Origin of the sequence: Streptomyces sp. NPDC090032, from assembly GCF_044748025.1 — a bacterium.
Lineage (GTDB): Bacteria > Actinomycetota > Actinomycetes > Streptomycetales > Streptomycetaceae > Streptomyces.
This window is the reverse complement of record NZ_JBIVFF010000031.1, coordinates 1-24,603: the sequence shown is the minus strand read 5'-3', so window position 1 is coordinate 24,603 and position 24,603 is coordinate 1. Positions and strand designations below refer to the sequence as shown.

The following is a 24,603-nucleotide window of genomic DNA, read 5'->3' as shown; positions in this document are numbered from 1 at the left end:
CGTGTTTACCGACGCGGGGTGGAGCAGCTCGGTAGCTCGCTGGGCTCATAACCCAGAGGTCGCAGGTTCAAATCCTGTCCCCGCTACTGAAGGCCTGAGGCCCGGAACCATTGGTTCCGGGCCTCAGCTCTGTTCCGGGCCGGATCAGCCCGGCGTCACGGCTTGTGGCCGACCGCCTCCCCGTAGAGCGCCCGGTCCACGACCTTGTCCTCCGGCAGCGGGTCCCCCTTGGAGACGCCCGCCGCGCGGTACGCCGCCTGGAGCCGGTCCGTCGTGCCCGCCCTGATCTCCCAGTCCATGCGCAGCGACGGCGTCGACTCCAGTACGGCCTTGTCGGTCTTCAGGAGCCCTGCGAGATCGGTGACGAACGCCGGATCCTTCTTGTAGTCGCCCGCGAAGTACGTGTTCACCGTGCGGATGTACGCGCGCAGGAACGCGACCCCGGCGTCCGGGTCCTCCTTGAGGAGCTTCGGGCCGAACAGGAGACCGCCGAGGGGCTCGCCGAGCGGCTGGCCGCCCAGGAACGCGAACCGCTTGTCGCCGTCGACCTTGCGCCACACCGGGTCGAGCAGCCAGGCCGAGTCGACCCCGCCGTTCTGGAGCGCGGTCAGGACGTCGGCCGAGCCGAGCTGCTGGAACTGGATCTTGTCGAGACCGCCGCCGTGCTTCTTGAGCGCCTTGTCCATGGGGTACGAGATGACCGAGCCCTTGCCGATCATCGTGCCGAGCCGGCGTCCCGCCATCGGGACGTGGTCCGGGCTCTGCCCCTTCTTCAGGCGCACCCACAGGCCGCTCTTGGACTTCGGGTCGGGGGAGAAGTTCCCGGCGACCCACTTGATGTCGAAGCCGCCGCTGATGCCGTTCATCACCGCCGCCTCGGGCGCGGCCCACTGCGCGTCGATGTCGCCCTTGGCCAGGAGCGGGAGCGCGTCCGGGGTCGGCAGGACCTTCAGGGTGACGTCCAGGCCCTCCTTCTCGAACTCGCCCTTCTGCACGGCCAGTTCGAGCGGGGCGACGTACTCGGCGCTCAGGGTGCCGGTCGCGATGGTGAGCTTGCGGGTCTTCGTGAGCTTCACCGGGGCCGGGGCGCCCTTGTCGCAGCGGGCGGGTGCGCGGTCGGCGGCCAGGTCCGACGGATCGGTCCAGCCGGTCTTCCCGCAGCCCGCCACCGCCTTGACCGTGCGGGGCTTCGCGGCCGTGTCCGACGAGGAGTCGCTGTTGCCGCCGCAGCCGGCCGAGGTGAGCAGGGCGCCGGTCGCGAGCAGGGTCGTACAGACGAGTCTGGTGCGCATGGATTCTCCGTACGGGAAGGGGCGGTGGAGGTCAGGACTGGCCGCGGCCGCGGTCGCGCGGCGCCCACGGGGTGAGCAGCCGGCCCGCGATGCGCACCAGTTCGGAGAAGACGACACCGAGCACGGCGACGCAGACGATGCCGACGAACATCACGTCGTTCTGGAAGAGGGCGCGGGCGTCGAAGATCAGGTGGCCGAGGCCGTTCGTGGCCGCGATCTGCTCGGAGGCGACGATCACGAGGACCGCGACGCCCGCGGCGATGCGGGCGCCGACCAGGACCGCGGGCAGCGACGCGGGAAGCAGGACGTGCCGGAACATCTGCCACGGCGAGGCGCCGAAGACCTGCCCGGCGTCCCGGTGGCCGGAGGGGACGGCGAGCACCGCCGCCATCGTGGAGATCCAGACGAAGAAGAAGACGGTCGTGGCGACCAGCGCGATCTGCGGGCCCTCGCCGAGGCCGAACATATTCAGGAAGATCGGCAGCAGGGCGAGCTTCGGGACGACGTAGAGGGCGTCCAGCATCGGTTCGAGGGCGGCGCGGACCACGGAGAGCGAGCCCATCAGGAGACCGAGGGCGTAGCCGGTGACGGTGCCGATCGCGTATCCGGCGAGTACGCGCTTGAGGGTGGCCCACACGTCCGGCCACAGGTCGCCGTCCGCGGCGCGGTGCCAGCCGTCGACGAGGATCGTGGACGGTGCAGGGTAGACGCGGTCGTCGATCCACGCCTGGGTGGCGGCGAGCTGCCACAGCAGGACCAGGACGAGGGGAACGGCGACGGCGAGCGAGAGTTCGAGGGCGCGGCGCCTGCGGTGGGTGCGGGCGGGGTGCAGCTCCTGCGGGCCCGGCCGTCTGAGCAGGAGCGTCGTCTCTTCCTTCGGGGCGGTCGTCGTCATGCCGGGACCACCTCGTCGCGGCGTACCTCGCCCCGTAGGAGATCCCACAACTCGCCCTTCAGCGCGGTGAACTCGGGCGTCGAGCGGATGTCGCCGGTGCGTGGGCGGGCGAACGGCGGGCGGCGTTCGGCGATGATGCGGCCCGGCCGCGCCGACATCACGAGGACACGGTCGCCGAGCACGATCGCCTCTTCCAGGCTGTGGGTGATGAAGAGGGTGGTGGTGCGGGTGGTCTGGGTGAGGTCGAGGAGCTCGTCCTGGAGGATCGTGCGCAGCTGGGCGTCGAGGGCCGCGAACGGCTCGTCCATGAGGAGGATCTCGGGCTCGACGGCGAGCGCGCGGGCGATGGCGACGCGCTGGCGCATGCCGCCGGACAGGGCGGACGGATAGGCGTCCGCGAAGTCGGCGAGGCCCATGCGGGTGAGCCAGTCGGTGGCGCGGGCGTCGGCCTCCCGGCGGGGGACCTTCTGGATGTCGAGACCGAAGCGGACGTTGGCCAGGACCGTCTTCCAGTCGTAGATCCCGTAGTCCTGGAAGATCATCGCGGCCGGGCGGGCGCTGTCGGTGCGGATGGCCAGTTCGCCGGCGGTGGGGCGCAGCAGGCCGGCGGCGATACGCAGGAGGGTGGACTTCCCGCAGCCGGACGGACCGACTACGCAGGTGAACTCGCCGGGGGCGATGGTGAGGTCGAGGGGGCCGAGGGCCGCCACGGTGCGGTGGCCTCGGCCGAAGGACCGGGTGAGTGTGCGGGCCTGGAGTTTGGGGTGCGGATCTCCCACGGTTTTCCTCCCGGGGTGCGGTGGAGGTGGGCGCCGCCGACGATATGACGGGTCGTCAGATTGGGGAAGGGGGCGGGTTGTTGAGATGCGGACCAAGGGGGTGCGCCAGGGGGTGCGGTGAGGGGGTGCGTGGAGAGGTGTGCGCGGAGGGGGGTACGCGAAGAGGGCCCGCACCGTTCGGTGCGGGCCCTCTTCGGGAAGGGTGGTGTGCGCTACGCCGACGCGCAGTTCGGGCAGACGCCCCGGTAGGTCACCTCGACGTCCGAGACCGTGAAGCCGAAGCGCTCGGAGTCGGGGAGGTCGGTCAGCGGGTTGCCGCTCGGGTGGACGTCCCGGATCGCGCCGCACCGGGCGCAGACCAGGTGCTGGTGCGGACGGTGCGCGTTCGGGTCGTAGCGCTTGGCGCGCTTGTCCGTGGCGACCTCGATGACCTCGCCGAGGGAGACCATCTCGCCGAGCGTGTTGTAGACCGTCGCCCTGGAGATCTCGGGGAGCTTGGCGACGGCGGCCGCGTGCACCTCGTCGGCCGTCAGGTGGACATGGTCGCCGTCGAGGACCTCAGCCACGACGCGCCGCTGTGCGGTCATACGCCAGCCGCGTCCGCGCAGTCGTTCCAACAGGTCACTCATGAGGGCCAGCCTAACAGGCGAGGGGACCAGGTCCCGAACGGGTGTGACTTTGGAACCTTGCTTGACTTGGACAATGTCCATTGTAGGATCGAACCTGGCTTTGGCCAAGGACAGGACTTGCAGCAGATGAGGGCGCGGCAACAGCCGCTCCAGTGGAGCCGGTGCTTGCACCGGGGCAGGAGGCGCACGTGACGTCGCAGGGACCGCTCACCACGGAGGCCGGCGCGCCGGTCGCGGACAACCAGAACAGCGAGACCGCGGGCGTCGGCGGGCCGATGCTCGTCCAGGACCAGCTCCTGCTCGAAAAGCTCGCCCACTTCAACCGCGAGCGGATTCCGGAGCGCATCGTGCACGCGCGCGGCGCCGGTGCCTACGGCACCTTCACGCTCACCCGGGACGTCTCGCAGTGGACGCGCGCGAAGTTCCTCTCCGAGGTCGGCAAGCAGACCGAGACGTTCCTGCGGTTCTCCACCGTCGCGGGCAACCTCGGTGCGGCCGACGCGGTGCGTGACCCGCGCGGCTTCTCGCTGAAGTTCTACACGGAGGAGGGGAACTACGACCTCGTCGGGAACAACACCCCCGTCTTCTTCATCAAGGACGCCATCAAGTTCCCCGACTTCATCCACACCCAGAAGCGCGACCCGTACACGGGCTCCCAGGAGGCCGACAACGTATGGGACTTCTGGGGCCTCAGCCCCGAGGCCACCCATCAGGTGACCTGGCTCTTCGGTGACCGCGGCATCCCGGCCTCCTACCGCCACATGGACGGGTTCGGCTCGCACACGTTCCAGTGGAACAACGAGGCCGGCGAGGTCTTCTGGGTCAAGTACCACTTCAAGACCGACCAGGGGATCGAGAACCTGACGGCAGCCGACGCGGCGAAGCTCGCGGGTGAGGACCCCGACTCCCACCAGCGTGACCTGCGCGAGGCCATCGAGCGCGGCGAGTTCCCGTCCTGGACCGTGCAGGTGCAGATCATGCCGGCGGCCGACGCGGCGACGTACCGCTTCAACCCGTTCGACCTCACCAAGGTGTGGCCGCACGCCGACTACCCGCCGGTCGAGATCGGCAAGCTGGAGCTCAACCGCAACCCGGAGAACATCTTCGCCGAGGTCGAGCAGGCGATCTTCTCGCCCGCCCACTTCGTGCCGGGCATCGGCCCGTCGCCCGACAAGATGCTCCAGGGTCGCCTCTTCGCCTACGGGGACGCGCACCGCTACCGCGTCGGGATCAACGCCGACCACCTGCCGGTGAACCGCCCGCACGCCACCGAGGCGCGCACCCACTCCCGTGACGGCCACCTGTACGACGGCCGCCACAAGGGCGCGAAGAACTACGAGCCGAACTCCTTCGGCGGCCCCTTCCAGACGGACAGGCCGCTCTGGGCGACCACAGCCGTCACCGGTGGCACGGGCAACCACGAAGCTCCGTCGCACGCCGAGGACGACGACTTCGTGCAGGCGGGCAACCTCTACCGACTGATGTCCGAGGACGAGAAGGCGCGCCTGATCGAGAACCTCGCGGGCAACATCGCGGGCGTCTCGCGCGACGACATCGCCGAGCGCGCGATCGGCAACTTCCGCCAGGCGGACGGTGACTTCGGCAAGCGACTCGAGGCCGCGGTCCAGGCCCTTCGCGGCTGACCGGGACGCTTGACGCAGGCGGAGGGCCGACTCCCGTCGGGGGCCGGCCCTCTTGCGTGCCCAAGGCGAGGTCCTAGCTCACCAGCGTCGTCGACCGGCGGGCCGGGGCCCAGCAGCGGATGATGTCGCGGACCGACACGATGCCGACCGGCTCCTGGTCGTCGAGGACGATGAGATGCCGGAAGCCGCCGTGCGACATGGCCTCGGCGGCCTCCTGGAGCGTCCACGCCGGGGAGGCGAAGACGACGTCGGTCGTGGTGTGGGTGCCGGCGGTCTCGTGGTCCGGGTTCTGGCCGAGGCCGAGTGAGTTGAGGACGTCGCGCTCGGTCAGAATGCCGATTCCGCAGGTGTCGGGGTCGAGGACGACCGCCGCGCCGACGCGGCGCTCGGACATCAGACGGGCCGACCTGCGCAGCGTATGGGCGGGGCCGATGGTGAGGACCATCGTGCTCATGGCGTCGCGGACGAGCATGGGCGTGAGCCACCTCCTTGGTGAATCCGCGACCTCCGGGATGCCGAAGGATTGCCTCCGGTCCCGACCTGGAGAACGGATTCACAAGTTCACAAGTGGGGGGACTCTCAGAGTCGCAGCCGTTCGGGCCGTCAACAAGGGGGCGCGGAAGGTCCGTTGCGCCGATACGGAGCTTCCGCGCGCCGTAGCGGCGCGACGCTCACGTCTGCAGGTAGCTCAGCAGCTCGCCGTGGAGCAGGCCGTTCGACGCCGCCGCGTTGCCGCTGTGCGGGCCGTGGCGTCCGTCGAGGCCGGTGAAGACGCCGCCCGCCTCCGTCACGATGATCGCGTTCGCCGCCATGTCCCACAGGGAGAGCTCGGGCTCCGCCGCCATGTCGACCGAGCCCTCGGCGACCATCATGTACGGCCAGAAGTCGCCGTAACCGCGCGTGCGCCACACCGCGCGCGTGAGGTCGAGGAAGCCGTCGAGCCGGCCCTGCTCCTCCCAGCCGCTCAGCGAGGAGTACGCGAAGGAGGCGTCCGCGAGGCGCCCGACCTCGGAGACGTGCAGGCGCGAGGCCGACGTCAGGCTGCGGCCCGTGTAGGCGCCCGCACCCTTCGCCGCCCACCAGCGGCGGCCGAGCGCCGGCGCGGACACGACGCCGACCACCGGCTGGTAGCCGCCCTCGCCCGCCTCCATCAGCGAGATGAGCGTCGCCCAGACCGGCACGCCGCGCACATAGTTCTTGGTGCCGTCGATCGGGTCGATGACCCAGCGGCGCGGGCCCGTGCCCTCGATGCCATACTCCTCGCCGAGGATCGCGTCCCGCGGCCGTGCCCGCTGGAGCTGACCGCGGATGACCTCCTCCGCGGCCTTGTCGGCCTCGCTCACCGGCGTCATGTCCGGCTTGGTCTCGACCTTCAGGTCGAGGGCCTTGAACCGGTCCATGGTCGCGGCGTCGGCGGCGTCCGCGAGGACGTGGGCGAGACGCAGGTCATCGTGATAATCGGGCATGGGTGAACAGTATCGATCGAGGTCGGTCCCGGGCCACAGGGCGCCGGGCCCGGCGGCCCGCGAGGGCTATTGACAGGGCCCACGGGCGCGTCAACCCTGGCGGTTGAGCCGCTACGGCGTGGGGAGGCGACGATGCCCACAGCGCGGGAGTCCTTGCTGGACGGGGCCGGTACGGCACTGGCCGGGCGCCCCTGGCCGCTGGTGCGCATGGCCGACGTGGCGGCCGTCGCCGGGGTGTCCCGGCAGACCCTCTACAACGAGTTCGGCAGCAAGGAAGGCCTCGCGCGCGCCCTGGTCCGGCGCGAGGCCGACGCCTATCTGGCCGGCGTCGACCGGGCCCTGAAGGAGGCCGGGATCGAGGCCGTCGCCGAGTGGACCGTCACCGCCGCCGGCTCCAGCGCGCTCGTACGGGCCGTGCTGACGGGCTGCTGGGGCGAGCGGCTGCCGGCCCCGGCGACCGGTGGGGTGCCCTCCTCGTCGACCGTGCCCGCACAGCGCCGGGCCGACGGTCCGCTCCCCGGCCCCGGCGACCTGGTGAAGCTGGTCCGTGAGCGGGCCGCGGCCGCGTTCCGTTCGGCGGGACGGCCCCGGGCGGAGGCGGACCATCTGGCCCGCGACTGCGAGCTGGCCGTCCGGCTCGCCCTGTCCTGCCTGCTCGCCCCGCCGGGCGACGGCGGGGCGGGGCGCCTCGTGAGGGAGGCGCTGCCGCACCGGCGCCGGGACGCCACCGCGTGAAGTGACCTGCCTGACGGGCTACTTGAGCCAGCCGATCTTCGTGTAGTCGCTGCTGGCGAGGCCTTCGGCGCCGTAGTTCGCGAGGCCGGAGCGGACCGCGACGATCTGCGGCCGCTGGTACAGCTCGATGGAGTGGCCGATCTTCCAGAGTTCCTTGTCGGCCTCGTTGTAGAGCTTGTCCGCCTCGGTCCTGTCCGTGGTCTGCTGAGCCTTCTTCAGCAGCGCGTCGATCTTCGGGGAGCCGATGGAGCCGTAGTTCTGGAAGAGGTTCTTGCCCTGCGGCTGCACGAAGGTGGGGATGACGATGTTCTTGAAGACGGCGTCCACGTTGCGGAAGCTCGTCAGGTCGAAGTTGCCGGTGTTCACGAACTTCGTGAAGTAGTCGTTGGCCGGGACCTTCTTCAGCGTGACCTTGATGCCGACGGCCGCCAGCTGCTGCTGCACCAGCTCAGCCTGGTCGACCTGAGCCGACGAACTGCCCGCGCTGAGCGTGTATTCGAGCGTGAGTTCCTTGCCGTCCTTGGTGCGGGTCTTCCCCTCACCGGCGGACTTCCAGCCGGCCGCGTCGAGCAGCTTGTCCGCCCTCTCGGGGTCGTACTTCCCGTACTCGCCCGAATTGTTCTGGTAGCCCTCCTGGTTGGGCATGAACAAGTGGTTGTCGAGCGGCTTCAGTTCGAAGGAGAGGTCCTTGCTGAAGGCGGCGTTGATGCCCTTGCGGTCGATCGCGTTGCCGAGCGCCTGGCGCACGCGGACGTCCTTCAGCGGGCCGTGCGCGCCGTTGAGCGCGATGTGCACCTCGTCCCAGCGCGCGCCACGCCGGATGTCCGTGCCGGCCGACTTCACGAGGCGCTTGTAGTCCTCGGGCAGCAGCGCGGTGGCGGAGTCGATCTCCTTGTTGAGGTACGCCTCGGTGCTCGCGGTGAAGTCGACGATCCGATAGACGACGGAGTCCAGCTTGGGCTTGGGACCCCACCAGGCCGGGTCCGGCACGATGGTGATCGTCTGGGCCGTCCTGTCGATGTTCTTGATCTTGAAGGCGTTCGCGGTGACCGGGAGCTTCTGCGTCCAGCCCTTGTTGAACTTCTCCGGGGTGTCGATGTAAGCCGCCGGGTACACCGGGTCGAAGAGGTTCTGCCACTCGGCGTACGGCTTGTCGAAGGTGATCCGGACGCCGTGCGCGTCCTTGCCCTGCTCGACCTTGGATATCTGCTCGTAGCCGTCGGTGACGGCGGCCTCGTAGTCCTTGTCCGTGTTGTTGAGGGCCTTCCACTGAGCGGCGAAGTCCTTCCAGCTCAGCGGCTTTCCGTCGGACCACTTGGCCTTCGGGTTCAGTTCGTACTCCACGACCTGCGGGTCGGTGGAGACGACCTTCGCCGAGACCAGGAAGTTCGGGTTGACGTGCTGGGCGCCCTTGGCGTCGTTGTCGAACAGGTCGGGCAGCAGCGCCGCGTCCACCTCCGTGGCGTCACCCTGGTAGCCGTCGGGGGTGTTCCAGTTGAAGTTCGCCGGCCACGTCGACAGGCCCATCTTCAGCGTCCCGCCCTGCCGGAGATCGCTCACCGGATGCGCGTTGACGTCCTGACCGTCCACGGCCGGCGCGGCCTTCTTCCGTACCGGCTTGTCGTCGTCGGACGACCCGCAGCCCGCCAGCACCAGGGTGGCCGACAGGGCTGCGGCGACGGCGGTGAGGGTGGATCTGCGCATGGGTCTTCCTCCGGTCCGGGCTGCGGCGGCGGAGCGGCCGCATGTCAGCCGAGACCGTAGACCCACGGGAGTTGACGGCGGAAGAGCACGGCGGTCTTGACATGCGCTCTTCACAAAACAGCAACAACCCGCGATCATGCTGGAGTTGGAAGCCGATGACCTGCACCGATAAGGGCCGATGAGGGGTTCCGGACACGGTCCCCGGTCATCAGAAGGTGTGTTTCAGCGAGAGTTCGGCGCAATCCGCGAAGGGCAGGAACGGTGTCGGCATATCTGGCCAAGCGGCTCGGCTACTACGTGGTCCTGCTGCTCGTCGCCGTCTGCCTCTCCTACCTGATCGCCTCGCTCGCGCTCGACCCGCGCGCGTACTACGAGGGCCGCCAGCCGCCCCTGTCGCCCTCGGCGGTCGACCACCACCTCACCGCGATGGGCGTCAACGACCACAAGCCGCTCGCCGAACGGTTCCTGACCTGGGCCGGGCACGCCGTGCGCGGCGATCTCGGGCAGACCATCGACGGGTCGTCCGTCGCCGCCGAGTTCGGCCGGCGGATCGGGGTGAGCCTGCGCCTGCTGCTGCTCGGCACGATCGCCGGCACGGTGGTCGGGGTGATCGCCGGGGCGTGGACGGCGGTGCGCCAGTACCGGCTGTCCGACCGGGCGCTGACCCTCGCGTCGTTCGCGCTGCTCTCGACCCCGGTCTTCCTGCTGGCCGTACTGCTCAAGATCGGCGCCATCTGGTTCAACCAGCGGACCGGGACCGACCTCATCCAGTTCACCGGCGAGAAGAGCCCGGGTGTCGACTCCGGCTTCTGGGCCGTCCTGAAGGACCGCTCGGTGCACCTGCTGCTGCCGACGATCTCCATCGCCCTCGGCGCCGTCGCCGGGTACAGCCGCTACCAGCGCTCCGCCATGCTCGACGTGCTCGGCGCCGACTATCTGCGCACGGCCCAGGCGAAGGGGCTGACCCGGCGCACGGTGCTGCTGCGGCACGGACTGCGCACGGCCCTCATCCCCATGTCCACGTTCTTCAGCTACGGCTTCCTCGCCCTGTTCACGGGTGCCACCTTCACCGAGACGATCTTCGGCTGGCACGGCATGGGTGAGTGGTTCGTCTCCTCCATCGGCAAGAACGACGTCAACTCCGTCGTCGCCGTCAATGTGTTCGCCGCCGTGGTCGTGCTGCTGTCCGGCTTCCTCGCCGACGCCCTGCACGCCGCACTCGACCCGCGCGTCCGGCGCGCCTGACGCCCGAGGACGTCCCCTGCCATGACCACCACCGCCAGCGCCGTGCTCGACCCGGTGCCACCGGCCGTACGCCCCCGGGGCCGGGCCGGGGTCGTCGCACGACGCTTCCTGAGCCACCGCGGCGCCCTCGCCGGGGCGACGGTCCTGCTGCTGCTCGTCGCCCTCGCCGTGCTGGGCCCGTACCTCGCCGAGTGGACGTACAGCAAGGTCGACTACACGGCCCTGCGCGAGGGCCCGTCGGCCGACCACTGGTGGGGCACCAACCGCATCGGTCAGGACGTCTTCGCGCAGACCGTGCGCGGGCTCCAGAAGTCCCTGGTGATCGGGGTTCTGGTGGCCCTGTTCTCGACCGGGCTCGCGGCGCTCGTGGGCGCGTGCGCCGGGTACTTCGGCGGCTGGGCGGACCGGGCGCTGATGTTCGTCGTCGACCTGCTCCTCGTCTTCCCCTCGTTCCTCATCATCGCGATCGTCTCGCCGCGGCTGCGGGGCGGCGGCTGGTTCGCGTTCGTGGGGCTGCTGGCCGTCTTCGGCTGGATGATCACCGCGCGGGTGGTCCGCTCGATGACCGTGTCCCTCAAGGAACGCGAATTCGTGCGCGCCGCCCGCTACATGGGCGTCGGCCCCTTCCGGATCATCTGGCGGCACGTCCTGCCCAACGTGGCCTCGTTCCTGATCATCGACGCCACGATCGCGGTCGGCGGCGCGGTGATGAGCGAGACGGCGCTGTCGTACTTCGGGTTCGGCGTGCAGGCGCCCGACGTCTCGCTGGGGACCCTGATCGCCTCGTCGACGGGTGCGGCCATCACCTACCCCTGGATGTTCTTCTTCCCCGCCGGGCTTCTCATCGTCTTCGTGCTCGCGGTGAACCTGGTGGGGGACGGACTGCGCGACGCGTTCGACCCGACGAGCCGGGCCGACACGAGGAAGGGTGCGCGCCGTGCTGCTTGAGGTGTCCGGGCTCCAGGTCGACTTCGACGGGAAGCCCGCCGTACGCGGCGTGGACCTGACGCTGGAGCGGGGAGAGGTCCTCGGCCTGGTGGGCGAGTCGGGGTCGGGGAAGTCCGCGACCGCGCTGGCCCTCCTCGGCCTGCTGCCCGCAGGCGCCGCCGTCCGCGGATCGGTGCGCCTGGAGGGGCAGGAGCTGGTCGGCGCGTCCGACCGGGATCTCTCGCGGGTGCGCGGCAGCCGGATCGCGATGGTGTTCCAGGATCCGCTGTCGGCCTTCACGCCCGTGTACCGGATCGGGGACCAGATAGCCGAGGCCGTGCGGGCCCACCAGAAGGTGTCCGCGCAAGCGGCGCGGGCACGCGCCGTGGAACTGCTCGACCTCGTCGGGATCCCGGAACCGGCCGCGCGCGCCGACGCCTTCCCGCACGAGTTCTCCGGGGGCATGCGCCAGCGGGCCATGATCGCGATGGCCATGGCCGACGACCCCGACGTCATCGTGGCCGACGAGCCGACGACGGCGCTCGACGTGACGATCCAGGCCCAGGTGCTCGACGTACTGCGGACGGCTCAGCGCGAGACGGGTGCGGCCGTCGTGCTGGTCAGCCATGACCTGGGGGTCATCGCGGGGATGGCCGACCGGGTGGCGGTGATGTACGCCGGCCGCGTGGTCGAGAGCGGGCCCGTGGACGATGTGTTCCGGGAGGCCCGGATGCCCTACACGCTGGGGCTGATGGGGGCGGTGCCGCGGCTCGACGGTGCGGCGGACGTGCTGGTGCCCGTGCCGGGGGCTCCGCCCGGGACCGGGGAGTTGGGCGCGAGGTGCGCGTTCGCGCCCAGGTGCCCCATGGCGGTGGAGGCATGTCTGAGCGAGGTGCCTCCACTGCGGGCCGCCGAGGGTTCGGCGGCCCCTCACCGCGTCGCCTGTGTGCGCGCCGACGAGGTCCGTGGACTCGCCCCGCAGGACGTCTTCCCCGTGCCCGGGATCCCCGATCGCGGTGAACGTCCCCCGGCTGAGCCCGTGTTGAAGGTGCGCGGGCTGGCCAGGACGTTTCCCGTGTTCAAGGGGAGCGCCTTCCGGCGGCGGGTCGGGAGCGTCTACGCCGTCGACGGGGTGGACCTCGACATCCGCGGCGGAGAGACCCTCGCGCTCGTCGGCGAGTCCGGGTCGGGGAAGTCCACCACCCTCTTCGAACTCCTCGAACTGGCACGGCCCGAGGCCGGGGACGTCGAGCTGTTCGGGCAGTCCGTGGGCGGCCTCGGGAAGGCGGGGCGGGCGGCGTTGCGGCGGCGCGTGCAGATCGTGTTCCAGGACCCGATGGCCTCCCTGGATCCCCGGATGCCGGTCGGCGACATCATCACCGAGCCGCTGCGCGCCCAGGGCGCGGACCGGGCGGCGATCGCGCGCCGGATCCCCGGACTCCTGGAACAGGTCGGCCTCGACCCCGCCGACGCGGAGCGCTTTCCGCACGAGTTCTCCGGCGGCCAGCGGCAGCGCGTCGGGATCGCGCGGGCCCTGTCCGTCGAGCCGGAGCTGCTCGTCCTCGACGAACCCGTCTCCGCGCTCGACGTCTCCGTACAGGCGGGCGTCCTCAACCTGCTCCAGCGGCTCAAGGCGGAACTCGGCCTCGCCTATCTCCTCGTCTCGCACGACCTGTCCGTCGTACGGCACGTCGCGGACCGGGTGAGCGTCGTGTACCTGGGGCGGACCGTCGAGTCCGGGCCCGTGGCCGACGTCTTCGAGGGGCCTCTGCACCCCTACACCCAGGCCCTGTTGTCCGCGGTGCCGCTGCCCGACCCCGAGCGGGAGCGGGCACGGCAGCGGGACCGGATCCTGCTCGCCGGCGACCCGCCGAGCCCGACGCGGCGCTACGAAGGGTGCCGTTTCCGGGCGCGCTGCCCCGTCTACGCGGACCTCCCCGGAGCTGACAGGGACCGCTGCGAGCGCGAGGTGCCCGCGAGTCCGGTGGCCGGGAAGCAGAGCGCGGCCTGTCACTTCCCGCGCGTACGGGACGTCGTGTGAGCGTGACGGCTCAGTGCGCCGAGCCCGACAGCTGAAGCCCGATCACCCCGATGATCACCAGCGAGATCGAGACGATCTTGAGGACGGAGACCAGGTCGTCGAGGAAGACCATGCCGTAGATCGCCGTGCCCGCCGCGCCGATGCCCGTCCACACCGCGTACGCGGGACCCACGTCGAGCTTGCGCAGCGCGAGCGTGAGGAGTCCGAAGCTGCCGAGGGCGAAGCACGAGAACGCGATGGTCGGCCAGAGCCGGGTGAAGCCGTGCGAGAGCTTCAGGCAGACCGCGAAGCCGGTCTCGAGAATCCCCGCCACGATGACCAGCAGCCACGCCATGTGCTTGCCTCCAGCATCTTCGACTTCCGTGACCGCTTCGTACGGTTTCGATCTTGCGTCCGGCTTGGTGCGATTATGCACTTACCGTCGCGGCCCGGTCGCAAACAACGCTGAGGTCAGTCGCCCTCGCGCCGCTCCCTCGTGGCGAGCAGCCGCCGCAGTGAGTACAGACGCGCGGGATCGGCATGTCCCTGAGCGACCCACTCGTCGAGCGCGCAGTCCGGCTCGTCGTGGCTGCACGCGCGCGGACAGTTCTCCGTGCCCGGCTGCAGGTCGGGGAAGGCGTTGATGACGCGCGACGGGTCGACGTAGTGCAGACCGAAGGAGCGCACGCCCGGGGTGTCGATCACCCAGCCGCTGTCGTCGGGCAGCGGCAGCGCGAGCGCGGACGTCGTCGTGTGCCGGCCGCGGCCCGTGACCGCGTTGACATGGCCCGTCGTGCGCCGGCTGCCCTTGGGCACCAGCGCGTTCACCAGCGTCGTCTTGCCGACGCCCGAGTGGCCGACGAACACGGTGATCTTGCCGTCGAGCTGCTCGCGCACCCGGCCCACCGCGGTCCCGCTCTCCAGCTCCTCGCGGCTGGTGACGACGTAGGGGACGCCCAACGCCCCGTACATCTCCAGGAGCTTGTCCGGCGGGTCGAGGTCCGACTTGGTCAGCACGAGGAGCGGGTCGAGGCCGCTGTCGTACGCGGCGACGAGGCAGCGGTCGATCATGCGCGGGCGCGGCTCGGGGTCCGCGAGGGCGGTGACGATGGCGAGCTGGTCCGCGTTGGCGACGACCACGCGCTCGTACGGGTCGTCGTCGTCGGCCGTGCGGCGCAGGACGGAGGTGCGCTCCCCGATGCGGACGATGCGGGCGAGGGTGTCCTTCTTGCCGGACAGGTCACCGACGACGGAGACCTGGTCGCCCACCACGGCCGCCTTGCGGCCCAGCTCTCGGGCCTTCATCGCGGTGACCGGGACGTCGTCGATGAGGACGGTGAGGCGGCCCCGGTCCACGGTCAGGACCATGCCGTCGGCGGCGTCCTCGTGCTTCGGGCGGATGTTCGTGCGCGGGCGGTTGCCCTTGCGGTTGGGGCGGACGCGGATGTCGTCCTCGTCGGGGTTCTTGCCGTAACGGCGCATGATCTCGATCCGCCCGTCAGTTCCCCAGCATCCCGGCCCACAGGTCGGGGAAGTCGGGCAGGGTCTTGGCGGTCGTCCCCACGTTCTCGATCTCCACGCCCGGCACGGCGAGGCCGATGATCGCGCCCGCGGTGGCCATGCGGTGGTCGTCGTACGTGTGGAAGACCCCGCCGTGCAGGCGGCGCGGCCGGATGTGCAGGCCGTCGGCGGTCTCGGTGACGTCGCCGCCGAGCTCGTTGATCTCCTTGGTGAGCGCGGCCAGGCGGTCCGTCTCGTGCAGGCGCAGGTGCGCCACGCCCCGCAGCGTGGAGGGGGAGTCGGCGAGGGCCGCGACGGCCGCGATGCCGGGCGTCAGCTCCCCGACCTCGCTCAGGTCCACGTCGAGGCCGTGGATCGAGCCGGAACCGGTGAACTCCAGGCCCTGCTCGGTCAGTTCGCAGGAGCCGCCCATCAGGGTGAAGATCTCGCGCAGCCGGTCGCCGGGCTGCGTCGTGCGCTCCGGCCAGTCGGGGATGACGACCGTGCCGCCGGTGACGAGGGCCGCGGCCAGGAACGGCTGGGCGTTCGACAGGTCGGGCTCCACCGTCAGATCGCGGCCGAGCAGGGCACCCGACGTGACGCGCCAGACGTTCGGCTCGCCGCCGGACTCCGGCGTGTCGACCTGGGCGCCGACCGTGCGCAGCATGTCGACGGTCATCCGGATGTGCGGCATCGAGGGGAGCGGGCCGCCGACGTGGCGTACCTCGACCCCCTGGTTGAAGCGCGGCGCGGACAGCAGGAGGGCGCTCACGAACTGCGACGAGGAGGACGCGTCGATCTCGACCCGGCCGCCGTCGACGGCACCGCTGCCGTGCACGGTCATCGGGAGCGAGCCGCGGCTGTCGTCGTCGATCCGGGCGCCGAGCAGGCGCAGCGCGTCGATCACGCCGTTCAGCGGCCGCTCGTACGAACGGGAGTCGCCGTCGAAGCGCACCGGGCCGTCGGCGAGCGCCGCGACCGGGGGGAGGAAGCGCATGACCGTACCGGCGTTGCCCACGTCGACCGTGGCCGGGCCGCGCAGCCCCGAGGGGATGACGCGCCAGGCCTCGCCGGAACCGTCCGGGCCCACGCCCTCCTCGATGCCGACGCCCATGGCGCGCAGGGCGCCCGCCATCAGGAGCGTGTCGCGCGAGCGCAGCGGGCGGCGCAGCCAGCCGGGCTCGGCGGCGAGCGCGGCCAGGACGAGCGCGCGGTTGGTGACCGACTTCGACCCCGGCACATGAACCGTCGCGAAGACGGGGCCGCTCGCGTGCGGGGCGGGCCAGAGAGAGGTGTGCGCGGGGTTTTCGGTCATGCCTTTACTTTAGTGGGCTCAGGCGATCGGGCCGGATCACGAGCCCCCGGCCGAGGTCACAGTCCGAGCAGCCAGCGGCCTCCGCCGAGCAGTGAGCACAGTGAGACGGCGTGGAAGAAGAACAGCCACATCCCCGCCGGTACGTGCGTGAGGCGCGACAGCTGGTCCGCGTCCGAGTCGCCGGCCCCGCCCCGCCTGCGCTTGCTCTGCAGCTCGAACGCGGGCCGCACGCCGCCCAGGAGCAGGAACCACACGACGACGTACGCGAACGCCGCCTGCACCTGCGGTCCCGCCAGCCAGGACACCAGCACGAAGGTGCCGCCGGTCAGGATCACGGTCAGCGCGCCGTAGGCGTTCCTGATCATCACGAGCAGCGCCACGAGCAGGGCCGTGGCCAGCCACAGGAGAGCCGTGATGTGGCCCGCGGCGAGCAGCGCGGCGCCGCCGAGGCCGAGGAGCGGGGGAGCGGTGTAGCCGGCGGCCGCGGTCAGGATCATGCCGAGACCGGACGGCTTGCCGCGGCTGACCGTGAGGCCGCTGGTGTCCGAGTGCAGCCTGATGCCGTCGAGACGGCGCCCACTGAGCAGGGCCACGATGCCGTGCCCGCCCTCGTGGGCGATGGTGATCGCGTTGCGGGAAAGCCGCCATATGTTGTGCGGGACGATCGCGGCGAGAGCGACCGCCGCTGTGGCGAACACCACCCACTGATCGGGGTCGGTCTGGCTGCCGAAGACCCGGTTCCACAGGTCGGCGGCACCGGCACTCGCGGTGACGTACATGGCTGGAGCGGCTCCCTCTGGCGGGCCAGGATCTGGCACTGTGGCACGTATGTGCGGACGGTATGCATCGAGTCGTAGGCCCGAGGATCTCGCAGGAATCTTTGAGATCCAGAAGTGGGAGCCCGAGGAGACCCTCGCGCCCGACTTCAACGTGGCTCCGACCAAGGAGGTCTACGCGGTTCTCGACCGCCCTGTGAAGGACGCCGCCGACCGGAATCCGGTTCGCCAGCTGCGCACTCTCAAGTGGGGCCTCGTGCCGTCGTGGTCGAAGACCCCCGAGGGGGGCGCCCGGATGATCAACGCCCGCGCCGAGACCGTGTCCGAGAAGCCCTCCTACCGCCGTGCCTTCTCCAGCCGCCGCTGCATCCTGCCCGCCGACGGCTACTACGAGTGGGTCACCGGGGTCGGCGAGCGCGACCTGGAGGTCGAGGGCAAGAAGAAGCGGCCGCGCAAGCAGCCCTACTTCGTCACGCCCGCCGACGGCTCCGTCTTCGCGATGGCGGGCCTGTACGAGTTCTGGCGCGACCGCACCCTGCCCGACGAGCACCCGCTCGCCTGGTGGGTGACCTGCACGGTCATCACGACCGAGGCGGAGACCGCGCCGCTCGCCGTCGCCCCCGACGAGGGGCCGCGCTCGCTGTCCGACATCCACCCCCGGATGCCGCTCATGCTCACGCCGGACCGCTGGGACGCCTGGCTCGACCCGGCCCACACCGACGTCGACGACCTGAAGTCGCTGCTCGCGCCGCCGCCCGAGGGCCTGATGCGGGCGTACCCCGTGTCGACGTCGGTCAGCAACGTCCGCAACAACGGCCCGGATCTGCTCAAGGAGCTGGAGGGGCCCGAGGAGGGCACACTCTTCTGACGTGACCAAGAACACGACGAAGGCGACGGCGCCCAGGACCGAGACCGTCGACACCGGCGCCGGCGAGGCCCGCATCACCTGGCACCCGGCCGCCCCCGCGCAGAAGGCCCGGCTCGTCCTGGCTCTCAGCCATGGCGCCGGCGGCGGCATCGAGGCGCGTGACCTGAAGGCCGTCGCCGCCGAGCTGCCCGCCCACGGTGTGACCGTCGCCCTCGTCGAGCAGCCGTGGCGGGTGGCCGGCAAGAAGGTGGCGCCCGCACCGAAGACCCTGGACGTCGGCTGGCGCGGGGTGTGGCCCGCCCTGGAGAAGGCCGGGCTGCCGGTCGTCTCGGGCGGGCGCAGCGCGGGCGCGCGCGTGGCGTGCCGCACGGCAGGGGAACTCGGCGCGGCCGCCGTCCTCGCCCTGAGCTTCCCGCTGCACCCGCCGGGCCGCCCCGAGAAGTCCCGCGCCGACGAACTCCTCGGCGCCGGGGTCCCCACCCTCGTCGTCCAGGGCGGCAACGACCCCTTCGGGAAGCCCGCAGAATTCCCCGCATCCACCGCGTACGAGCTCGTCGAAATCCCTTACGGGGACCACGGGTTCGCGGTGCCGAAGCGGGCGGACATCGGCCAGGACGAGGCGCTCGCGCTCATCGTGGACGCCGTCGTGAAGTGGGCCGGATCACTCGCGTGACTCCCGGGAATGCTGGGGCCCGGACGTCTGTTGTCCGGAACAGACAGTGCGGGAGTGCTGTCGGAGACTTGCGAGAAGTCACGAGTTGCCACGAGTGCTTACGAGAGGAAGTCCGCCGCATGGGTTCGACCATCTGCCCGAGCCGCAGCAGCGCCGCTGACCTGGAGTGGAGCGTGCTGCACGCGGCGAAGACCGCCCCCATTCGGACGGCGGGCGGACCCGATCGCCAGGCCGCCGCGACCGAGGGTCGTCTATTCTCCGATTCGAGTGGGGTCTCCTTCGGCCCCGCCACGTCGTTGGAGGAGGTGGGTCCGGTCACTGGCACCGACGCAGGGACCGAACACGGCCAGGCGGAAGAGCCCGAGGAGACCGCCGCGGAGCGCAGCCTGCGCTTCGAGCGTGACGCGCTCACGTTCCTCGACCAGATGTACTCGGCCGCGCTGCGCATGACGCGGAACCCGGCCGACGCCGAGGACCTGGTGCAGGAGACCTACGCGAAGGCGTACGCGTCGTTCCACCAGTTCCGCGAGGGCACGAACCTCAAGGCGTGGCTGTACCGCATCCTCACGAACACCTTCATCAACTCGTACCGCAAGAAGCAGCGTGAGCCCCAGCGCAGCGCCGCCGAGGAGATCGAGGACTGGCAGCTGGCGCGCGCCGAGTCGCACATGTCGACCGGACTGCGTTCCGCCGAGTCGCAGGCGCTCGACCACCTGCCCGACTCGGACGTGAAGTCGGCGCTCCAGGCGATCCCCGAAGAGTTCCGCATCGCGGTCTATCTCGCCGACGTAGAGGGCTTTGCGTACAAGGAGATCGCGGACATCATGGGGACACCCATCGGGACGGTGATGTCCCGGCTCCACCGGGGCCGTCGCCAGCTGCGCGGCATGCTCGAGGACTACGCCCGCGACCGCGGACTGGTCCCGGCCGGTGCCGGAGAGTCGAACGAAGCGAAAGGCTCGGGCTCATGAGCTGCGGAGAGCCGCACGAGACGGATTGCAGTGAAGTCCTCGACCATCTCTACGAGTTCCTCGATCACGAGATGCCGGACAGCGACTGCACGAAGTTCGAGACGCACTTCGAGGAGTGCTCTCCGTGCCTCGAGAAGTACGGCCTGGAGCAGGCCGTGAAGAAGCTGGTCAAGCGGTGCTGCGGCCAGGACGACGTACCGAGCGACCTGCGGTCGAAGGTCATGGGCCGCATCGACCTGATCCGGTCGGGCCAGGCCGTGCCCGACCAGGACGTGACGGCGCCGGGTCCCAAGCTGCGGGAAGCCTGAGCGGACGGCCGTAGGGCCGAGCGGTGATGAGCGGGACGTGACGGCGATACGTCACGTCCCGCCGCTGTTCCCCGCCGTTCCCGGACGGATTCCCCGCCCTTCGTTCTCCGCCCCCGTCACCCGAATGTGCTAATCCCCCGGCGGGTGGCCCGGGGAATCCTCGCGATGCCGCCCGCGCGCCCTTCCGCCCGCTCTATTCTCCGGAACCTGAAGTGGGATCACGGGGAGGGGGGTCGGTATGCGCGCGGTTCCACCAGTGGCCCTCGGCTATGTCCTGTGCGCGGCCGGCGGCGCCCTCGCGTGCCTGGCCCCCGCCGCGGGCCCGGCCACACCGTGGCCGGCCGTCGCACTCCTCGCCGTCCTCTACACGGGATGCGAACACGCGGGCCAGTGCCGCGTGATCGGGCGGCGCGTACCCAAGGGCATGGGCACCTTCTTCCCGGTCCTGCTCGCCGGAGCGTTCCTCCTGCCGCCGGCCGCTGCCGCGCTCGTCGCCGTCCCGGGAGCGCTCGCCGCCCGGACGGACCGGCGCCCGGCCGGCCTGCGCCGCGTCTGGCGCGCCGCCCAGCTCGCCCTCGCCACCTGGGCCGCCGCCCGCGTCCACGGCGCGCTCGGCGGCACCGAGGCGGTGTCCGCGCCCCACTTCCCGTACGCGCTCGTGCCCGCCGGAGCGGCCGTCCTCGTCTTCAGCGCCGTCCTCGCCCTGCTCGACGGCGGCATCCTCGCCACCGCAGAACGCGTCCCGCTGCGCGCCGCCTGGCGCGGCCTCTTCCCGCGCGCCCTCGGTCCCGTCGCCGTACACGGCCTCGCCGGACTCATGATGGCCGTCCTGTGGCGCAGCCCGTACGGCCCGTTCGCCGCGCTCCTCGTGCTGCTGCCGATGTACATCTCCTGCTGGGTGTTCGCCCAGTACCACCGCGAGCGCGCCGCCCACCAGGAGACGATCCGGGCCCTCGTGCAGGCCGTCGACATCAAGGACGGATACACACGCGGCCACAGCGAGCGGGTCGGCCAGGCGTCCATGATGATCGCCCGCGAACTCGGCATGGAGGACGAGCGCGCCGAGGTCCTGCGGTTCGCCGGGATCCTGCACGACGTCGGCAAACTCGGCGTCCCCACCCGCCTGTTGCGCAAGGACGGCCCGCTGACCCCCGAGGAGCGGCGCGTCATCGAGCTGCACCCCGAGTACGGGCACGAGATGGTGCGCGGGATCGGGTTCCTGGGGGAGGCGCGGGCGGCGATCCTGCATCACCACGAGCGGATGGACGGCAGCGGGTACCCCTACGGGCTCACGGGGGCGCAGATCCCGGAGTTCGCGCGGGTGGTGGCGGTGGCGGACGCCTTCGACGCGATGACGTCCACCCGGTCCTACTCGCGGGCGCGGCCCATCGGCGTCGCCCTCGCCGAGCTGACCCGGTGCGCGGGCGCGCAGTTCGACCCGCAGATGGTCGGGGCGCTGGTGCGGGCGCTCGGGCGGCACGGATGGAACCCCGCCGTGACCGCGGACGAGGCCGCCGGGCAGGTGCCCAGGCCCCGCGCCGTGCGGCGGGCGGCGTCGCGGTGACGTGGACGCGGTCCCCGGGTCCGGGGAGCGGCCGGGCGCGCACCACGATCGTGGCCGTCCAGGGCCTCGCGGTCGTGCTCACCGCCGTCTCACTCGCCGGCACCCTCTGGGAGGGCCTGGCGGAACCCGGGACCGCGCTCGCCTTCGGGGTGCTCATCGCCGTCGGTGAACTCGCCCGCTGGGGGGCACCCGGAGGGGACAGGGAGCCCGCACCCCTGGGGGCCGCCGGCGCGCTCGCGTACGCACTCCTGGGGGAGACGGCGGGGCAGGCGACACATCACGGCGCGCTCCAGGTCGTCGCCGTCTGCGTCGCGGCCGCGCTCGTCGGCTCCGTACCGCACCTCGCGGCCGGGCACGGGCCCTCCGCCGACCACATGGCGCGGCGTGTCCTCACCGTCGCCTTCGCCGCCGTCTGCTTCCAACCCCTGTACAACCGGGGCAGGTTCGGCGCCTGGCTCGGCGACGGCGCGGCCTACGCGCTGCTGCTCGTCGGCCTGCTCGTCCTGACCGCGCTGTGCGACGCCGTCCTCGCCGCCACCATGGCGCACGCCCGTACCGGCTGGCCGTTCGGTCCGCTGCTCAGGGACGAGCTGCGGGCCATGATCGGCATCGGGTCCGCCGTGTGCGCCACCGGCGCCGTCATCGCCCTCGCCGTGGCCGTCGCCGGACTGTGGGCCCTGCCGGTCTTCTGCCTGCCCCTGCTCCTGACCCAGCTCGCCTTCCGCCGGTACGCCGCCGTGCGGACCACGTACCGGCAGACGATCACCTCGCTGGCCCGTGCCACCGAGATCGCCGGCTACACGCCCCAGGGCCACGCCCTGCGCGTCGCGGCGCTCAGCCGTGCCGTGGGCCGTGAGCTGGGACTCTCCGAGCCCGACCTCACCGTCCTGGAGTACGCGGCCCTCATGCACGACATCGGCCAGCTGTCCCTCGTCGACCCGGTGACCGACGGCGCCACGGCCGCCCTGCCCGCCCAGGAGCAGCGCCGGATCGCGCTGCTCGGCGGGGCCGTCGTGCGCCAGACGGGCGTGGACGCCGAGGTCGCCGTCGTCGTCGAGCGCCAGGCCGATCCCTACCGCGAGCAGCCTCTCGCCGCGCGCATCGTCCGCACCGCCAACGCATACGACGAGATGGCCCGGGGAGAAGGGCCTCAGGGGCCCCTCACCGCCCTGGAGCGACTGCGTCTGGCCACGGGGCGCGACTACCAGCCCGATGTGGTGGAATCCCTGGCCAGGGTCGTGTCGAGGGGCGGGGTGACCCTGCCTTCGGCTGGGTAACCCATGGGTAATGAGCGGCTGTCCGGCCGTACGTGGTTGGATGCGAAGAAGAGGATGTCCGGGGGCTCAGGTCCCGGCCGTGCTCCTTGGGGGAAGGCCTCCCGAGGGCGCTGTCCCCCGGACCGACAGGCGGGAATGCAGGCGGGAATCGTGAGGATCTTCGGCAAGGGACGGCACCGGCCCTCCGCCTCATGGCGGCAGGCCACTGATCGGGCGTTCACGCTCATCGGCGACGGCCGGTACGAGGACGCCGGGGCCCTGCTCACCCGGGCCGCCGACCTCGAACCGTGGCTGTCGGAGTCCTGGTTCAACCTCGCGCTGCTGCACAAGTTCCGCCACGACTGGGAGCAGGCGCGGGCCGCGGGCCTGCGTGCGGTGGCCCTCCTCGACCGCGAGAGCGGCGCCCCGGACTGGTGGAACGTCGGCATCGCCGCGACCGCCCTGCAGGACTGGCCGCTCGCGCGGCGGGCCTGGCAGGCGTACGGCCTGAAGGTGCCGGGCGGCGCGACCGCCGCCGGTGAGCCGACCGGCATGGACCTGGGCAGTGCCGCCGTGCGTCTGTCGCCGGAGGGCGAGGCCGAGGTGGTGTGGGGGCGCAGGCTCGACCCCGCCCGCATGGAGGTCCTGTCCATCCCGCTGCCGTCCTCCGGGCGCCGCTGGGGCGAGGTCGTGCTGCACGACGGCGTGCCCCACGGGGAGCGGACGACGGCCGCCGGACACTCGTACCCCGTGTTCGACGAGATCGAGCTGTGGGCCCCCTCGCCCGTCCCGACCTGGGTCGTTCTCCTGGAGGCCGCGACCGAGGCCGACCGGGACGCCCTGGAGCAACTCGCCTCCGACGCCGGTTTCGCCGCCGAGGACTGGTCGTCCTCCGTGCGGCTGCTGTGCCGGATGTGCTCCGAGTCGCGGATGCCGTCCGACGAGGGCGACGGTCAGCACCTGGATCCGCACGACCACAGCGAGCCCGGACACCCGGGGCCGCTCGGCCACCGCACGGACGGCCAGCTGTGGGTGCCCGAGCGCGAGTGCGGAGTCGCGGCGCCCTCGGCGCTCGTACGGGGGCTGCTCGACGGCTGGGTCGCGGACAGCCCGGACTCCCGGGACTGGCGGGACCTTGAAGAGGTCTGCTGACCGGTCCCCGTAGGCTGTACCCCGGAAAATTCTTCGCAGCAGGTACCGGAAGGCGTACGTCGGACATGGCGCAGCAGGACACCGAGCACGAGCACGCCGGAGTGCTCCCCGTGGACGACGAGGGCTTCGTCCTCGACACCGAGGACAACGCCGCCCGCGAGGAGGCCGCCGTCGCGCGCGGCACGTCGCGGCCGATCACCGTCGTCGGGAACCCCGTCCTGCACAAGGAGTGCAAGGACGTCACCGAGTTCGGCGACGAGCTCGCGCAGCTGGTCGACGACATGTTCGCCAGCCAGCGCACCGCGGAGGGCGTGGGCCTCGCGGCCAACCAGATCGGCGTCGACCTGAAGGTCTTCGTCTACGACTGCCCGGACGACGACGGTGCGCGCCACACCGGCGTGGTCTGCAACCCCGTGCTCCAGGAACTGCCCGCGGACGAGCGCCGCCTCGACGACTCGAACGAGGGCTGCCTGTCCGTACCGACGGCGTACGCGCCGCTCGCGCGTCCCGACTACGCGGTGGTGACCGGGCAGGACGAGAAGGGCAACCCGATCAAGGTCCGCGGCACGGGCTACTTCGCGCGCTGCCTCCAGCACGAGACGGATCACCTGTACGGGTACCTGTACATCGACCGTCTCTCCAAGCGCGAGCGCAAGGACGCCCTGAAGCAGATGGCCGAGGGCACCCCGCGCTACGAGGTCGTTCCCAACGACTGAGCGGGCAGGGCCCGTTGGGGTCCCAGCGCACCCGAGTGACATGCGAGCGGCGTCCGGCCAGGTTCCCAACTGGCCGGCCGCCGCCCGCGGGGTGGGGGGCCCCGGGGGCCCCCCCGGGCGGGGTTAGGACCCGGTACGCCCCCCAATTTACCAAAAAAATAAAATAAAG

24 protein-coding genes and 1 tRNA gene are annotated in these 24,603 nt (G+C 71.3%); 14 read left to right on the top strand and 11 right to left on the bottom strand.

Annotated features, from left to right (window positions below; genetic code table 11):
- Nucleotides 1-12: 12 nt before the first annotated feature.
- A tRNA-Met gene (locus ACIPWY_RS40050) sits at nt 13-86 on the top strand.
- 69 nt (nt 87-155) lie between these two features.
- Here ACIPWY_RS40050 and ACIPWY_RS40045 read toward each other — a convergent pair.
- The 4 genes from ACIPWY_RS40045 to ACIPWY_RS40030 all read right to left on the bottom strand — a co-directional run bounded on the left by ACIPWY_RS40045 (nt 156) and on the right by ACIPWY_RS40030 (nt 3,595).
- Nucleotides 156-1,292: an ABC transporter substrate-binding protein gene (locus ACIPWY_RS40045; RefSeq protein ID WP_362903850.1), complete on the bottom strand. Its 1,137-nt coding sequence runs from the start codon at nt 1,290-1,292 to the stop codon at nt 156-158.
- A 31-nt stretch (nt 1,293-1,323) separates the two neighbouring features.
- Nucleotides 1,324-2,187 (bottom strand): ABC transporter permease, encoded by an 864-nt coding sequence (locus tag ACIPWY_RS40040; RefSeq protein ID WP_393705821.1) that lies wholly within the window; start codon nt 2,185-2,187, stop codon nt 1,324-1,326.
- Nucleotides 2,184-2,966, bottom strand: a complete 783-nt coding sequence (locus ACIPWY_RS40035; RefSeq protein ID WP_362903853.1) for an ABC transporter ATP-binding protein — start codon at nt 2,964-2,966, stop codon at nt 2,184-2,186. The genes ACIPWY_RS40040 and ACIPWY_RS40035 overlap by 4 nt, the downstream gene beginning before the upstream one ends.
- Before the next feature lie 212 nt (nt 2,967-3,178).
- The gene (locus tag ACIPWY_RS40030) at nt 3,179-3,595 is read right to left on the bottom strand and encodes a Fur family transcriptional regulator (RefSeq protein ID WP_362903855.1); all 417 of its coding nucleotides are present in this window, start codon (nt 3,593-3,595) and stop codon (nt 3,179-3,181) included.
- Between the two features lie 161 nt (nt 3,596-3,756).
- Here ACIPWY_RS40030 and ACIPWY_RS40025 point away from each other — a divergent pair, with 161 nt between their 5' ends.
- A complete protein-coding gene (locus tag ACIPWY_RS40025; RefSeq protein ID WP_362903856.1) occupies nt 3,757-5,238 on the top strand; it encodes a catalase in 1,482 nt (493 codons plus the stop codon).
- A gap of 73 nt (nt 5,239-5,311) precedes the next feature.
- On the opposite strand, the gene ACIPWY_RS40020 is transcribed toward ACIPWY_RS40025, so the two are convergent.
- Nucleotides 5,312-5,710: a CBS domain-containing protein gene (locus ACIPWY_RS40020; protein ID WP_362903858.1), complete on the bottom strand. Its 399-nt coding sequence runs from the start codon at nt 5,708-5,710 to the stop codon at nt 5,312-5,314.
- A 199-nt stretch (nt 5,711-5,909) separates the two neighbouring features.
- The gene (gene hisN, locus ACIPWY_RS40015) at nt 5,910-6,704 is read right to left on the bottom strand and encodes a histidinol-phosphatase (RefSeq protein WP_362903860.1); all 795 of its coding nucleotides are present in this window, start codon (nt 6,702-6,704) and stop codon (nt 5,910-5,912) included.
- Nucleotides 6,705-6,836: 132 nt separating this feature from the next.
- Between hisN and ACIPWY_RS40010 the strand changes: the two genes are divergently transcribed.
- Entirely contained in the window at nt 6,837-7,439 is a 603-nt protein-coding gene (locus ACIPWY_RS40010) for a TetR/AcrR family transcriptional regulator (RefSeq protein ID WP_393705822.1), read from the top strand.
- Nucleotides 7,440-7,457: 18 nt separating this feature from the next.
- On the opposite strand, the gene ACIPWY_RS40005 is transcribed toward ACIPWY_RS40010, so the two are convergent.
- Entirely contained in the window at nt 7,458-9,143 is a 1,686-nt protein-coding gene (locus ACIPWY_RS40005) for an ABC transporter family substrate-binding protein (protein WP_362903864.1), read from the bottom strand.
- A gap of 261 nt (nt 9,144-9,404) precedes the next feature.
- Here ACIPWY_RS40005 and ACIPWY_RS40000 point away from each other — a divergent pair, with 261 nt between their 5' ends.
- From ACIPWY_RS40000 to ACIPWY_RS39990, 3 genes are read left to right on the top strand one after another with little or no spacing between them, the layout of a single operon-like run.
- Nucleotides 9,405-10,388, top strand: coding sequence for an ABC transporter permease (locus tag ACIPWY_RS40000; RefSeq protein WP_362903866.1), 984 nt, complete (start codon nt 9,405-9,407; stop codon nt 10,386-10,388).
- Nucleotides 10,389-10,409: 21 nt separating this feature from the next.
- Nucleotides 10,410-11,336, top strand: coding sequence for an ABC transporter permease (locus ACIPWY_RS39995; protein WP_362903867.1), 927 nt, complete (start codon nt 10,410-10,412; stop codon nt 11,334-11,336).
- Nucleotides 11,317-13,356 (top strand): dipeptide ABC transporter ATP-binding protein, encoded by a 2,040-nt coding sequence (locus ACIPWY_RS39990; protein WP_393705824.1) that lies wholly within the window; start codon nt 11,317-11,319, stop codon nt 13,354-13,356. The genes ACIPWY_RS39995 and ACIPWY_RS39990 overlap by 20 nt, the downstream gene beginning before the upstream one ends.
- Before the next feature lie 10 nt (nt 13,357-13,366).
- Here ACIPWY_RS39990 and ACIPWY_RS39985 read toward each other — a convergent pair whose 3' ends face one another.
- From ACIPWY_RS39985 to ACIPWY_RS39970, 4 genes are all read right to left on the bottom strand, one after another.
- Entirely contained in the window at nt 13,367-13,690 is a 324-nt protein-coding gene (locus ACIPWY_RS39985) for a multidrug efflux SMR transporter (protein WP_127832323.1), read from the bottom strand.
- A gap of 116 nt (nt 13,691-13,806) precedes the next feature.
- Entirely contained in the window at nt 13,807-14,817 is a 1,011-nt protein-coding gene (gene rsgA, locus ACIPWY_RS39980; protein WP_362903869.1) for a ribosome small subunit-dependent GTPase A, read from the bottom strand.
- Nucleotides 14,818-14,833: 16 nt separating this feature from the next.
- Nucleotides 14,834-16,150, bottom strand: coding sequence for a 3-phosphoshikimate 1-carboxyvinyltransferase (gene aroA, locus ACIPWY_RS39975; RefSeq protein ID WP_362903871.1), 1,317 nt, complete (start codon nt 16,148-16,150; stop codon nt 14,834-14,836).
- Nucleotides 16,151-16,206: 56 nt separating this feature from the next.
- A complete protein-coding gene (locus tag ACIPWY_RS39970; RefSeq protein WP_362903873.1) occupies nt 16,207-16,929 on the bottom strand; it encodes a M50 family metallopeptidase in 723 nt (240 codons plus the stop codon).
- Nucleotides 16,930-16,978: 49 nt separating this feature from the next.
- Here ACIPWY_RS39970 and ACIPWY_RS39965 point away from each other — a divergent pair, with 49 nt between their 5' ends.
- The 8 genes from ACIPWY_RS39965 (at nt 16,979) to def (ending at nt 24,434) form a co-directional block, all read left to right on the top strand.
- Nucleotides 16,979-17,794 (top strand): SOS response-associated peptidase, encoded by an 816-nt coding sequence (locus ACIPWY_RS39965; protein ID WP_393705825.1) that lies wholly within the window; start codon nt 16,979-16,981, stop codon nt 17,792-17,794.
- A gap of 1 nt (nt 17,795) precedes the next feature.
- Nucleotides 17,796-18,467: an alpha/beta family hydrolase gene (locus tag ACIPWY_RS39960; RefSeq protein ID WP_362903877.1), complete on the top strand. Its 672-nt coding sequence runs from the start codon at nt 17,796-17,798 to the stop codon at nt 18,465-18,467.
- 305 nt (nt 18,468-18,772) lie between these two features.
- Complete coding sequence (gene sigR / locus ACIPWY_RS39955; RefSeq protein ID WP_199841903.1) at nt 18,773-19,438, top strand: RNA polymerase sigma factor SigR; 666 nt, start codon at nt 18,773-18,775, stop codon at nt 19,436-19,438.
- Nucleotides 19,435-19,746, top strand: a complete 312-nt coding sequence (rsrA, locus tag ACIPWY_RS39950; protein ID WP_362903879.1) for a mycothiol system anti-sigma-R factor — start codon at nt 19,435-19,437, stop codon at nt 19,744-19,746. Before sigR ends, rsrA begins: the two co-directional genes overlap by 4 nt.
- Before the next feature lie 238 nt (nt 19,747-19,984).
- Nucleotides 19,985-21,310 (top strand): HD-GYP domain-containing protein, encoded by a 1,326-nt coding sequence (locus ACIPWY_RS39945; protein ID WP_401537047.1) that lies wholly within the window; start codon nt 19,985-19,987, stop codon nt 21,308-21,310.
- Complete coding sequence (locus ACIPWY_RS39940) at nt 21,229-22,587, top strand: HD-GYP domain-containing protein (protein ID WP_401537045.1); 1,359 nt, start codon at nt 21,229-21,231, stop codon at nt 22,585-22,587. Before ACIPWY_RS39945 ends, ACIPWY_RS39940 begins: the two co-directional genes overlap by 82 nt.
- A gap of 150 nt (nt 22,588-22,737) precedes the next feature.
- Nucleotides 22,738-23,718, top strand: a complete 981-nt coding sequence (locus ACIPWY_RS39935; protein ID WP_362903884.1) for a hypothetical protein — start codon at nt 22,738-22,740, stop codon at nt 23,716-23,718.
- A gap of 65 nt (nt 23,719-23,783) precedes the next feature.
- A complete protein-coding gene (def, locus tag ACIPWY_RS39930; RefSeq protein ID WP_362903886.1) occupies nt 23,784-24,434 on the top strand; it encodes a peptide deformylase in 651 nt (216 codons plus the stop codon).
- Nucleotides 24,435-24,603 lie beyond the last annotated feature (169 nt).